The 12,824-nt window shown below is 40.6% G+C and carries 11 protein-coding genes; 6 read left to right on the top strand and 5 right to left on the bottom strand.

Annotated elements, in window-relative coordinates; translation table 11 throughout:
- Positions 1-375, top strand: a 375-nt coding sequence (locus AACU59_RS07145) for an IS4 family transposase (protein WP_272925435.1), incomplete at its 5' end; no start/stop codon positions are given.
- A 48-nt stretch (positions 376-423) separates the two neighbouring features.
- On the opposite strand, the gene AACU59_RS07140 is transcribed toward AACU59_RS07145, so the two are convergent.
- The 5 genes from AACU59_RS07140 to AACU59_RS07120 are packed head-to-tail and all read right to left on the bottom strand — an operon-like array spanning position 424 to position 6,191.
- Positions 424-2,397 (bottom strand): alpha-amylase family glycosyl hydrolase, encoded by a 1,974-nt coding sequence (locus AACU59_RS07140; RefSeq protein WP_115340075.1) that lies wholly within the window; start codon positions 2,395-2,397, stop codon positions 424-426.
- Between the two features lie 40 nt (positions 2,398-2,437).
- Entirely contained in the window at positions 2,438-3,565 is a 1,128-nt protein-coding gene (locus AACU59_RS07135; RefSeq protein WP_094144498.1) for an ABC transporter ATP-binding protein, read from the bottom strand.
- A gap of 32 nt (positions 3,566-3,597) precedes the next feature.
- Positions 3,598-4,080, bottom strand: coding sequence for a glycosidase (locus AACU59_RS07130; protein ID WP_047691240.1), 483 nt, complete (start codon positions 4,078-4,080; stop codon positions 3,598-3,600).
- A 49-nt stretch (positions 4,081-4,129) separates the two neighbouring features.
- Positions 4,130-5,137, bottom strand: coding sequence for a UDP-3-O-(3-hydroxymyristoyl)glucosamine N-acyltransferase (locus tag AACU59_RS07125; RefSeq protein WP_094144499.1), 1,008 nt, complete (start codon positions 5,135-5,137; stop codon positions 4,130-4,132).
- A 19-nt stretch (positions 5,138-5,156) separates the two neighbouring features.
- The gene (locus AACU59_RS07120) at positions 5,157-6,191 is read right to left on the bottom strand and encodes a cyclodextrin porin (RefSeq protein WP_013868517.1); all 1,035 of its coding nucleotides are present in this window, start codon (positions 6,189-6,191) and stop codon (positions 5,157-5,159) included.
- A gap of 408 nt (positions 6,192-6,599) precedes the next feature.
- Between AACU59_RS07120 and AACU59_RS07115 the strand changes: the two genes are divergently transcribed.
- The 5 genes from AACU59_RS07115 to AACU59_RS07095 all read left to right on the top strand — a co-directional run bounded on the left by AACU59_RS07115 (position 6,600) and on the right by AACU59_RS07095 (position 12,763).
- Entirely contained in the window at positions 6,600-7,829 is a 1,230-nt protein-coding gene (locus AACU59_RS07115; protein WP_202598835.1) for a sugar ABC transporter substrate-binding protein, read from the top strand.
- 2 nt (positions 7,830-7,831) lie between these two features.
- Positions 7,832-9,115 (top strand): carbohydrate ABC transporter permease, encoded by a 1,284-nt coding sequence (locus tag AACU59_RS07110; protein ID WP_161437692.1) that lies wholly within the window; start codon positions 7,832-7,834, stop codon positions 9,113-9,115.
- A 2-nt stretch (positions 9,116-9,117) separates the two neighbouring features.
- Positions 9,118-9,951: a sugar ABC transporter permease gene (locus AACU59_RS07105; RefSeq protein ID WP_161437691.1), complete on the top strand. Its 834-nt coding sequence runs from the start codon at positions 9,118-9,120 to the stop codon at positions 9,949-9,951.
- Between the two features lie 18 nt (positions 9,952-9,969).
- Positions 9,970-11,754 carry a glycoside hydrolase family 13 protein gene (locus tag AACU59_RS07100; RefSeq protein WP_094145220.1) on the top strand — a complete coding sequence of 595 codons (1,785 nt, stop codon included), beginning with the start codon at positions 9,970-9,972 and terminating at the stop codon, positions 11,752-11,754.
- A gap of 208 nt (positions 11,755-11,962) precedes the next feature.
- Positions 11,963-12,763 (top strand): TrmB family transcriptional regulator, encoded by an 801-nt coding sequence (locus AACU59_RS07095; protein ID WP_161437690.1) that lies wholly within the window; start codon positions 11,963-11,965, stop codon positions 12,761-12,763.
- The last annotated feature ends 61 nt before the right edge of the window (positions 12,764-12,824 follow it).

The following is a 12,824-nucleotide window of genomic DNA, read 5'->3' as shown; positions in this document are numbered from 1 at the left end:
CAAGTCGAGCAATTGAGAATGCAAAGCAAAGATAACTTAGAAAGGCTCAGCGTTATTCTGGCTTTTATCGCGACTCGGTTGCTCCAGTTGAGATTTATGAATGAATCAGATGAGTTATCTAAGAGCAGTTGTGAGCCGATATTAAAAGGCAAAGCATGGAAGCTAATGTGGCTAAAGCTAGAAAGAAAAGGGCTACCGAAGGAAGCTCCGGACATATCATGGGCTTACAGAGGTATTGCTCGATTAGGGGGTTGGAAGAATACAAAGCGAACGGGTCGTGCTTCTATAAAGACATTATGGCAAGGATGGTTTAGGTTACAAACCATCCTTGAAGGGTATGAACTGGCTAAGTCTCTTGATTCACCAGACTTGTGATCAAGAGACAGCCAAATAGCTGGTGTTAGCTATGGAGAAAAGAAGCGGTTAGAAAGATCCACTAGTTGTTTGAGTATTTAAGCTATTAAATTGGTTATTGCCTCCCGATTGCCATTCGACTAGATTTGTTGAGATAGATTCATGGCGTTTAACACATTTCCATTCAATAGCCTCTCCTGCCGGTACTGCAATATCGGCGCTCCAAGTTGGATATAAGTTAGGTGAAAGCTTGACTGCTTTTGTTAGATCCCAGTTTCCTAGCTGTGTCACATTGCCAATGGCATAAACACTTTGTCCTGTAATTGTATATCCTTGATTACAGGAAAAAGAGATGGTACTCAGTCTTGGTTCTTCGGCACCCTCACTATTGTGCAAAACGATAGCTTCATTTTGATTTAGATGGAGTGTTGCTTTTCCTTCGTTAACGGCAATTGTTTCGTTGTTAAGTAAGTTGAGGTGGGATCCATCACCAATCGCTAAGTTATTCACTACTATGGTTGTTGCTGGACCACGGTTTAGTGCAACGGTAACAGTATCTGAACCATCTTGCCGTTCATATACCAGTATGTCGTCATTTTTCCAGCGTTGTATGTAACTTCCTTTTTGTATCGCTGTGCTATTTTTTCTGAGTGATGTTAGTGCTTGGATGATCTTAAATGCCTCGGTATCCTCATCAAAACTTGGCATTTTTTCTCGGTTGTAAGGATCACTTCCTACTTGTCCGAAATCATTTGTCGTAAAGTTAGCTGCATAGTGTTCAGTTCCGTAGTAAATGGCGGGTATCCCACGTACTGTCATTGTGATAACTAGTCCTAGGTTGAGACGTTGTTTGGCAAACTCTTCATTTTGATTGCCACCAGCTTCATTATTACCAGGGCCAAATGTCGATGCATTTGACCTTAGAGCGGTGGATATTCTGGCCATATCATGGTTATCCATGAAAACAACTTGCCAATCATCACTACTGAAGACAGTTTTCCTTTTTTCTAAGTAGCCATTTAATGTTTCCATGTTATTTCCGGGACGGTTAGTTAGTACCCTTTCTAAGGTGTCTCTAAAGCCGAAATCAAGTAAAGCTGAACCAGAAGAGTTGGCGTAGTCAATGGCATACCCATCAATACCAGTCGTGATGCTTGCACTTGCTCCGAACCATTCACCAAAGAAATAAAATCCTTCACGACCTAATGCTTTACTGTAATTATAAATGTCCGTAGTCCAACGTTGGATAAAAGTTTTATCCATATGTTTTATAGCATCAATACGTATTGCATCAGCTCCAGCATCAATCCAAAATTTAGCACCGTCTAAAAGATACTGATAAACATCGGGATTGGTTTGGTTAAAATCAGATAAGTTGAATAGGTTATAATTACGGACTTGATACCAATTATTCCAGTCAGTAACACCTCCGTTATGGTTATACCAGTTAGTACCCGCCGCAACATCGGTATTATAATCAGTGATCAGTTGTCCATCTAGGTAGAGTGCTCCGTATTCGTTTTCATCATTGCCATTTGAGTGATTAGGAGCATAGTCTAGAACTAATTTCATGTTGTATTCAGGAGAATGCATTTTAGTCGTGAGTTCTTTGAAATCTTCGATACTGCCTAAATGCTCATCTACGCGGAAAAAATCTTTTCCCCAATAACCGTGATAACCTGCACCACCATTAGCATCTGTATTGTCAGCATTATCGACTGGTGGTGTAATCCAAATGGCAGTAATTCCTAACGATTTGAGGTAGGGCAATTTATTAATTAAGCCTTTAATATCACCACCGATATATTTTTTAAGATTGTTAGGGTTATAAGTTTCTGCATTTTTACCAGTATTATTATTTGGATCACCATCGCTGAAACGGTCTAAAAATACAAAGTAAATTGTTTCTTTACGAAAATCGAGGTATGTATTTTCTCCGGATTGAATAGTTGGTTCCGCGGCTAGTAATATTTGGCTATTCAATAATCCATTAAGTGCAATAACACTGAGTACTGCCGTACACAGTATGGTGTTTTTTTTCATTGGAGATCCCTTCATTTTTGTGAATATTAACCAGTAATTATTACTGGCTATTGGTCAAACTTTGTTCACTGTAGAAATCAAAAATATGGCAAAATGTGGTATTGAGGTTAAAACGCATTGTTTTGCCAATATGAGCAGTTGTAATGGTTTGATCGTTGACTCTTGCTATCAACTCCTTACCTGCCACAGTAAAATAGAGATATTTTTCGTTCCCCATATTTTCAACAACCGTCAATGTGCCTTCAACGGTATTGATAGTGTCGTGTTCTGCTGCTAAATGAATATGCTCAGGGCGAATGCCAAAACAGACAGGTTTATTGATATATTGTTGTAAGGCGATTTGCTTCTCATGTGGAATAAACATGCGAACATTGGCGGCAATGTCTATATAAAGCTGTTCGTTTTCTGAGCGAATCACAGTGTCGACTAAATTCATGGCAGGTGATCCAATGAAACTGGCCACAAACTTGTTGGCTGGATAATTATAAAGATTGGCTGGCGTATCAACTTGCATAATCCGGCCCTGGTTTAATACGCAAATTCTATCACCTAACGTCAAGGCTTCAGTTTGATCGTGAGTGACATAGATCATCGTTGCGGGTGTGCCTTCTTCTTTGAGTGATTGATGCAATTGGGCAATTTTCACACGCATTGAAACCCGAAGCTTTGCGTCCAAATTGGATAGTGGTTCGTCAAAAAGAAAAACATCAGGCTTGCGAACGATTACCCTCCCTACTGCTACTCGTTGGCGTTGTCCACCCGACATTTCTTTGGGTTTACGATAGAGCAATTCGGTAATTTCTAATTTTTCTGCCGCTTCTTCTACTCTTTGTTTAATTTCATCTTTAGGCCTTTTTTGCATTTTTAATCCAAAGGCCATATTGTCAAAAACTGTTTTATGAGGGTATAGGGCGTAATTTTGAAACACCATAGCGATACCACGTTCTTTAGGGGGTAAATCGTTAACAATTTGGTTACCGATACGAATCTCCCCACCGCTAATCCCTTCTAACCCGGCAATCATTCTGAGTGTGGTTGACTTTGCGCAGCCTGATGGTCCAACAAACACCATGAATTCGCCATCATGGATATCTAGATCAATTCCGTGAACGGCTTTAAAGCCGTTCTCATACTCTTTTTCTATTTTTCGTAAGCTAACAGTAGCCATGAATTTCTCCGTGTATTGTATTGTGCAAGCAGTTATTTACATTCAGAAATCATGACTAAACGTGGTGTTTTATCGTCGGCTATTTGTACCGTCCAGACGTATTGGCCATCTTTTGGTAGCATGACGACTGTATTTTTGGCAAAGCCAGCACGTTTGAGTTCTTTGACTTGCCCTACCGTTAGCGTTAATCCTGCGGCTGTATATTGAGGGTTCCAGCTCATTGTGGCGAATTGCAAGCTCACGTTGCCTGCCTTTTCGTTACTTACTACTTGATAAATGCCGTCACCTTTGTAACCCATCTGGCGGTTATCCATATGAAGCCATTGCCCATCAGCAAAGGTTCCAACAACAAATATGGATGGGCGGATAGGGCCTCGTTCTTCTAATGTAGGTAAGTCACATTGAGAGAATCGAGGGTCTACATTTTGTACTGAGTCGTTTTGTTGGGTAGTGGTGCTGGCACAACCAGCGAGCAATACAGCCAGTGTCGCTGCGATAAGTAGAGAGCTTTTCATCGTAAATTCCTTCATTGGTAATGTGAAATATTTGAGTAACAGATGATCATCAGATTTTTTTCTGCAGTAATTTAGAAAGCCAATCTCGGTGTGTTGATTTCGATTTATGAGTTTCAAAGTGCTGGGTTATTTTATTGAGAACCGCAAGGTTCTTGTAATAGGCTTTTGCCTCCTTCGCGGGATAACCAAATAAGTCACTTTTCTCTGGAAAAGAATGACTTACGCCAGATTTGGCTTTAATTACTGAGTAGCTGCCAATGGTGACGTGCCCAGCAGTACCCGCTTGGCCGTGAACCACGACGTGATCACCAAGAGTGGTATGCCCTGCAAATCCAGATTGTGAGATGAGCAGACAATGTTTACCTATTTGGCAGTCATGCCCAATTTGGATTTGGTTATCGATCTTGGTTCCTTGGCCAATAACGGTATCGCCGAGTGTTCCTCTATCAATGGTATTATTGCAACCAATTTCTACGTCGTCGTGAATAACTACTCTGCCGATGCTTTCAACGCGTTGGTAGGCTCCATCTTTCACTGCCATATATTCAAAACTGAAATTGCCAATAGAGTTATTAGAATCGATAGTGACATTATTTCCAATAATTGTGCCTTCTTTGATCACTGTATTAGCATGAATAGCGACGTTATTACCGATAGTCACACCATTCATAATCTTCACACCAGGCATGAAATGGCAGTTTTCACCAATTTGACAATGTTTTCCAATATAGACATCGTCGATGGTTGCGGTGTTCCCTTGATCAAATAATTGATACATCTGTACTTTATAATAACGCAGCAGTTTGTTGAGAGTATTTGCATCTAAATGTTCAATAATAATTTTGGTTTTGACAGTGCTGCTACAAATCGCGGCCGGACCAATTAAAACATCTGCTGTAGTTTCAGAAATTGAATGTATGTCTTTTTTAGAAAAAACAATCGCTAATCCGCCAGCTATCTGTGGCGCATTTACTGGTCGAATTGTATCAATCGATATAGACGCATCACCTTCAATTTTACCGGAGATCAACTGCGCAATTTCTGAAACATGGATCATTTTAGCCTCTTTGAATGGATTAGAAACGATATAGAGCTTGGAGATAAACAGTGTGCTGTGTTAGCTCGCTTTCATTTTTTGCTTCCCAACCCGCCAGTTTACTTTTTTCTTCTACTTCATTAGCAAATTCGTATTCTCCTTTAACTAACCAGCTGTCACCTACAGCTTGTTCATAGCCTAAAGTGGCTTTACGAATATCTTTGAAGTAGTCAACATTAGCGTTCCCACCACCGCTGTTGCTGGCATTATTGGTTTCATTGTCACCGAGACGAGCTCTTACATAGAGCGTGCCTGCGTCATCAAAACTATATTGTACGACGGGCTCAATATATTTCTCGGTAAAATCACTGATCTCATTGATATTTCCGTTAGATTGGTAATCTTCATTATCTTTGATTTGGTAGTACATTTCCAAGCCAAGTTCCCAGTTACCAAACCGTTTATAGGGTCTGAATAAAATGCTATACCCAGTTTCTGTTCGTTCACCCCATTCGCTTTTATCTTCTTTGCTATAGAGATACTCCAAATTTGAATAAAAACCCCAACTGTATTCATTATTCCAGTAGGTCAAATAAGGTCGTAAACTGTGTTCTGCTAAATTTTTACGTAAACCACTTACATAAGGTGAATAAACTTTGCTGTCTGTATATTCCAATTCATAAATTAGGCCTGTCGCCCAACCGTTACTTAAGTCGTAACCCTTATTGAGTGAAAATAGATGCTTTAATCCATCTTCATTTTCGTGGTAACTGCCCTCATGTTGCTCTCTATTTTCTATTTTAAGGGCATACAAAGCGGTCATGTTCCATTTGGCATTGTTGTAGTACACGCCAAAGGCTTCATGGGTGGTCGTTTTTTCCTTTTTATCTATGCCAGTAAAGCCATTGGTAATTTTGTCTTCGTATTCAAGAGAAGTTCCTACATGGCCTCCAAACTGAAGCGCTTGGTCAAAAAAGCTATCTTCAGGGTTTAAACCATGCTCACTGGCAGCGAAAGCGGGAGTAGAAACAGCGATTGCTGTTGCTACGGATATAGCAAGTAACGTTCTTTTCACGACAGGTCCTTATCAACCTATTTAAGGTTGTAAATCGTAGTTATAATATAGATGAATATTTAGTAGTTCACTTTGAACGCCTAAATATTGTTCTGCATATTAATAAATTTTTCCTCCTAAGCATTCTGTAAGTGAGAAGTCGGTCACTTTTAATTGCTTATTATAGAGATTTCGATCACGAATTTACTTCTTTGCCGATTGATTTAAAGGAGGTTTTTACGCGTTTTTGCCTTGTGGCTCTACTTGGTGACGTGTTGTTTAGGTTTTTGTATATGCCCATTTAAGTGTTTTTAAATAAGGTTTGGTGATTGAAATCACAATTTACTGTGGTATGAAGATGATAGTGGTTGACTTAAAATCGGCGACATTTAACCTAGTAGTATCTTTTGTACTACCATTGGTGTTGATATGAGAAATAGATGGATGAAAACAGTATTGGCTGCAACTTTGATTTGCTCAGCTTCTATTGTTTCTGCTGAGACGATTACGCCGGAAATAGACTCTGAATTATTGATTTGGACAGATAACACGACGCTCGACTATATGAAATATGCCGCTGACCAATTCAATCAAAATTTTGGTTACAAAGTTAAATTTACATTTCGTGGTTTAGCTCCGATAGACGCTGCATCGCGAATGATTCAAGACGGCGGATCCGCACGCGTTGCGGATGTGGCAGAAATAGAGCATGACTTATTAGGAAGGTTAGTCGTTGCCGGTGGGGCGATGGAAAACTTAGTTTCAGCTGATCGTATGAAACGTAACTTTATGCCAAATGCTGTTTCCGCAATGCAGTATGACGGAAACAGTTATGGTTTCCCTGTCAGTTATGCGACGTTGGCGCTTTTTTATAACAAGGATTTATTACCTGAAGCACCCAAAACATTTGAAGCTCTGATTCGTTATGGCGAGATATTTAATAATGTAAAAGAGAACAAATACGCTTTATTGTGGGATGTGCAAAATTATTATGAATCTCGAATGTTTTTAACCCTTTATGGCGCTTATGAATTTGGGAATAAAGGGACAGATGCTAAAGATATCGGGATCAATTCTGAATTAGCGCAAAAAGGTCTTTTGGCCATGAAAACATTGCAAGCGGCTAATAGTTCAAACCCGATTGATATGCGTAACCCGCAAGTTCGCCGTGGTTTATTTTCCGAGGGTAAAGTGGCCGCAATTATTGATGGTCCTTGGGCAATTCAAGGCTATGCCGCGAGCGGCGTAAACTATGGGGTCATGCCGATTCCCACTCTAGAAGGTCAGCAATTACGTACTTTTTCAACAGTTAGGCTTGCAGTGGTATCGACATACAGTGAATACCCAAAAGCAGCGCAACTGTTTGCTGATTACATTGCGTCTGACAAGATGCTGATGAAGCGATATGAGATGACGAAATCCATTCCACCCGTTCAATCGTTAATGGAAGAGATCATTGTCGATGCAGATGAAGCCACTTACGCCATCATCGCTCAGGGATTCTATTCCGATGCGATGCCATCGATTCCTGAAATGGGTTATTTGTGGTCTCCCATGGCCAGTGCTATCACCGCAATGTGGGTAAATGGTAAAGAGCCAAAGTCAGTGCTGGACCATGCTCGAGCAATAATTGAAGAGCAGATTGCATTTCAGGAGTAAGCATGTTGTTAGCCAAAACTCAAAATAGACTCCATTTCCTCAGTTCAATGTTGATCATGGGTACAACGCAACTTGCACATAAACATTGGGTGAAAGGCATCTTTCTTTTTACGGTTAATGTGTTGTTTTTGTTTGCGCTGCCTAACCTTATTTTGGCGCTCAACGGCTTGGTTTCTTTAGGCGATGTGGTACAAGTTCGGCAAGGTTTTCAAGTTATCCAAGGCGATAACTCCATTTATATGTTGGTGGAAGGTGTTATTGCTGTCATTCTGATGCTCTGTTTCATTACTACCTATATTCTGAACGTCAAAGATGCTCAATCTTGTACATTGTGTAAGCTGAATATTCGTGGGCAAATTCAATCCATTTATAATAAACATTTTGCATTCATCGTACTTTCTCCCGCTTTGATAGTGACTATTGCGTTTATTATTCTGCCTATCGCAATTACGGTACTGGTTTCATTTACGAACTATTCAGCACCTCATCATATCCCCCCTAAGAATTTAGTGGACTGGGTAGGGTTAAGAAATTTTTGGACATTGTTTGAGCTGAAAATTTGGTCAAATACATTTTTTGGTGTTGCTTTATGGACGGTTGGATGGGCAGTCGCTGCAACAATTTGTACTTGCGGTTTTGGCTTCTTGCTCGCTCTCGCCTTAGAGAATCGGAACATTCAAGCGAAAAAACTCTGGCGGTTTGTCTTTATTCTCCCTTATGCCATTCCCGCATTTGTTACCTTACTAATGTTTCGCTTATTACTGAATGGAATTGGCCCGGTAAACGCCACTTTAAATAGTTGGGGATTCGATTCTATTGCATTTTTATCTGATCCATTTACCGCCAAGATAACAGTAATTGCCGTCAGTGTCTGGGTTGGGGCGCCTTATTTTATGCTGTTGATTGCTGGGGCATTGACCAACATTCCTCGTGATCTCTATGAAGCCAGTGAAGTCGATGGGGCAAGTAAATTCCAGCAGTTTCAAGAGATAACGTTGCCGATGGTATTGCACCAAGTCGCCCCCTCACTAGTCATGACATTTGCTCATAACTTCAATAATTTTGGAGCGATATTCTTGTTGACTGAAGGCGGGCCGATCAATCCTGAATACCGTTTTGCTGGACATACCGATATTTTGATCACTTGGATTTACAAATTGACCTTGGACTTCCAGCAATACCAGATTGCTTCTGTTATTTCGATTGTAATCTTCCTATTCCTGTCCGTAATTGCTATTTGGCAGTTCCGCAGAATGAAATCCTTTAAAGATGATGTGGGGATGTAACGATGAATCGACTTGCTGAAAAACTAGGGACGCTATTGGTCTATCTGTTCTTGTTACTGAATGCTTTGTTAGTGTTAGGGCCGGTTGCCTGGACTATCCTCGCATCGTTTAAGCGTGGCAATAATCTCTTTAGTACTTCATTTAGTGATATTACGTTTACGCTGGACCATTATCGTGCGTTATTTACTGATACACCTTATTTAGATTGGTATATCAATACATTGATATTAGCCACCGCCAATATGGGAATCTCACTCATTGTGGTCACTATGACGGCTTATGTTTTTTCTCGTTATCGATTTAAAGGTAAACGTAATGTGATGATGGGGATTTTAGTGCTGCAAATGTTCCCCGCATTTTTATCGATGACGGCAATTTACATTCTATTATCAAAAATGAACTTAATTGACACTTATGCAGGATTACTGTTTGTGTATGTAACCGGGTCGTTACCATTTATGACTTGGCTCGTGAAAGGGTATTTTGATGCGTTACCAACCTCATTAGATGAAGCGGCAAAAATTGATGGAGCAGGGCACATGACGATTTTTCTAGAAATTATTCTGCCATTAGCCCGCCCCATTTTAGTATTCGTTGCTTTGGTATCATTCACGGGGCCTTGGATGGATTTCATTTTGCCGACGTTGATTTTGCGTAGTGAAGAAAAAATGACCTTAGCCATTGGGATCTTCAGTTGGATTTCATCAAACTCAGCCGAGAACTTTACGCTGTTTGCCGCAGGATCTTTATTGGTAGCGATACCTATCACGTTGCTTTTCATAGTAACTCAAAAACACATCACCACGGGCCTTGTTAGCGGCGCGGTAAAAGAATAATTCTTAGGTACATTTAGTATGATCACAAAAAGTTCACTGATGCATTCCGCAAAGAGTGCAGATAGCTACGCTTATGACAATGCAACTTTACATATTCGTTTCCGTACGGCCAAAGGAGAAGTGGATAATGTTTCCTTGTGGATTGGTGACCCATATCACTGGGCTGAAGGTGGTTTAGACGGCGGTAACTTAGACGGCAGTGATGCACATGGTTGGGTTGGCGGTAACACGGTGCCTATGTTATTTGAGGGACAAACGGAGTATCACGACCATTGGTTTGCACAGTTTCAGCCACCGAAACGTCGAAGTCGTTATGGCTTCATTCTTCATGGTCGTGAAGGTGAAAAACTGCTGTTTGGAGAAAAGCGATGTGTTGATATCCGTGATCCTAATATTGCGGAAATGGAATTAAGTAACTTGAGCAATTTTTTCTGTTTCCCGTACCTTAATCCGCGAGATGTGTTACGCACGCCAAATTGGGTCAAAGAAACTATTTGGTATCAAATTTTTCCTGAACGTTTCCATAATGGAATGCCGGATATTTCTCCTTGCGATGTTCAGCCGTGGGGTAGCCAGCCTAGTTCGCATAACTTTATGGGGGGCGACCTATGGGGTGTGATTGAAAAACTGGATTATCTCCAAGAACTGGGGGTGAATGGGTTGTATTTTTGTCCAGTATTTACTGCCAATGCGAATCACAAATACGACACTGTTGATTATTTTAATGTGGATCCACATTTTGGTGGTAATGAGGCATTTCGGGCTTTGGTTAAAGAAGCACATCGCCGCAATATGAAAGTGATGTTAGATGCAGTGTTTAACCACATTGGTGATCAGCACCCATTTTGGCTGGATGTGGTGAAAAATGGAGCTCTGTCGCGTTACGCAGATTGGTTTTGGATTAACCGCTTCCCAGTCTATCCAGATACGCCGAAAGAAGAGTGGGATTTTTGGGATTTCAATTACGAAACGTTTGGCAATGTGATCGAAATGCCCAAATTGAATACCGAAAACGAACAATGTCGCCAGTATCTGTTGAGTGTGGCACGACATTGGGTTGAAGAATTTGACATTGATGGTTGGCGCTTAGACGTTGCAAACGAAGTCGATCATGAGTTTTGGCGGGATTTTCGTCGCACGGTGAAAAGTATAAAACCTGATTGCTACATTTTGGGCGAGATTTGGCACGAGGGTATGCCTTGGTTACGTGGCGATCAATACGATTCTTTAATGAATTACCCACTGACTCAGGCCACTACGGATTATTTTGCACTGCAGGCTTATGATAAAGAAACCTTCATGTATGCAGTGACTCGTTCATATCTTGCGTATCCTAAAAACGTCAACGAAGTGATGTTTAATTTACTAGAAAGCCATGATACGACTCGTTTACTTAGCTTATGTGCCAATGATAAGCATAAAGCTAAGCTAGCCTATTTATTCATGTTCACGCAGGTTGGTTCACCTTGTATTTACTATGGTGGAGAAATAGGGATGGATGGGCGTAAAGGTATGGGTAGAGAAGATAATCGGAAGTGTATGATTTGGGATGAATCTGAACAAGATCTCGATTTCAAAGCCTTTATTCAGTGGCTTATTGAATTGCGTAAAAATCATCCACACTGGAATGAACCTTCACTTAATTGGTATACCGTCGAGCATCCTTCCGTGTTGGCCTATTCCCGAGGTGAGCAAACGTTTTTTATTAATAACAGTGATAGTGCTATTTCGTTTATGTGGCAAGAGCAGCCTATGCATTTAACCGCTTTCGGTTTTAACATCTTGGGCTTAGGCACCGCTTAGGCTTGGTGGTGATAAGCTTAGTTTACCCTGAATCTCAATAGATTCGTCTACATTCACTGCGTAAGGAGTGATAATCTCTATACCTATCCAATTTGAGGTTTTTCGTTGGGTTTGCTCGTGATCTTTTTTCACTTGTTAGCTATCGGCAGCCTCAAATGGTGTAGGTACATTTAGGAATTCAACTGTGAATAAAAAGCGAGGAGAACCTGTGACTGAACTGGTAACGAAATTGATGGGGTTTGGATTTACTAAGACAGACGCATTGGTTTACATCAATTTACTTAAAAATGGTCGAGCAAGCGGCTATAAGATTGCCAAAGATATCTCTTTGTCCCGCTCATCGGTTTATTCTTCAATCGATAATTTATACAAAAATGGTTGTATTTTTATGTCGGATGGAGACACAAAAGAGTATGAAGCGAAATCGCCCGAACTCATTTTCAGCCAAATAGAAAGACAGACGATCGACAATATTCAGATCCTTAAAAAAGAGCTATCGCGCATGATGCTCCAAGAGGAGAAAGAGTTTATTTATAACGTGACGGGTTTTGAAAACCTCATTCAAAAAGCGAGAGAGATGCTGGCACTCGCGCAGGTGGAGGTGTACCTAAATACTGACTTTCATCTAGAGCTATTAGAAAAAGAAATTTGTGATGCTATCGAAAGAGGTGTTCGTGTCATTACCTTTTCCTTTAATAAATTATCGGTACCACATCCTAAAGTGGAGCTATATTCTCGCTCCGACCAGCAGGAGCAACGTTATCCCTCGCATCGTTTTATGTTGGTTGTGGATATGAAACAAGCAGTAATGTTTTCTCATCGTCAAGAAGCGTTGGGTCTGTATTCTAATAATCGTCTGTTGGTCAAAATGATTGCAGAGCATATACATAGCGATATTTATCTCACCGAATATGAAAAACTAGCTCCAGAAAAGCGCTGTCGTATCGGTACGATTCATGAGCTTGATAATGATATGGTTCATGATGATAGTGGGAGCTTCACCCAATAAAAGGGACTGATTTTGCAGAAGATTGACGCATAGCATCAAGTTCAGGATTAGGCTGCCGTTA

Origin of the sequence: Vibrio sp. V23_P3S9T160, assembly GCF_963886625.1 — a bacterium.
GTDB lineage: Bacteria > Pseudomonadota > Gammaproteobacteria > Enterobacterales > Vibrionaceae > Vibrio > Vibrio anguillarum.
Note: the sequence above shows the minus strand (reverse complement) of the source record. Positions and strands in the feature narration are given on the sequence as shown.

What these genes read in the sequence shown, in the direction of transcription:
- AACU59_RS07140 (WP_115340075.1), bottom strand. Translation starts at nt 2,397, where the DNA reads ATGAAAAAAAACACCATACTGTGTACGGCAGTACTCAGTGTTATTGCA.
- AACU59_RS07135 (WP_094144498.1), bottom strand. Translation starts at nt 3,565, where the DNA reads ATGGCTACTGTTAGCTTACGAAAAATAGAAAAAGAGTATGAGAACGGC.
- AACU59_RS07130 (WP_047691240.1), bottom strand. Translation starts at nt 4,080, where the DNA reads ATGAAAAGCTCTCTACTTATCGCAGCGACACTGGCTGTATTGCTCGCT.
- AACU59_RS07125 (WP_094144499.1), bottom strand. Translation starts at nt 5,137, where the DNA reads ATGATCCATGTTTCAGAAATTGCGCAGTTGATCTCCGGTAAAATTGAA.
- AACU59_RS07115 (WP_202598835.1), top strand. Translation starts at nt 6,600, where the DNA reads ATGAGAAATAGATGGATGAAAACAGTATTGGCTGCAACTTTGATTTGC.
- AACU59_RS07110 (WP_161437692.1), top strand. Translation starts at nt 7,832, where the DNA reads ATGTTGTTAGCCAAAACTCAAAATAGACTCCATTTCCTCAGTTCAATG.
- AACU59_RS07105 (WP_161437691.1), top strand. Translation starts at nt 9,118, where the DNA reads ATGAATCGACTTGCTGAAAAACTAGGGACGCTATTGGTCTATCTGTTC.
- AACU59_RS07100 (WP_094145220.1), top strand. Translation starts at nt 9,970, where the DNA reads ATGATCACAAAAAGTTCACTGATGCATTCCGCAAAGAGTGCAGATAGC.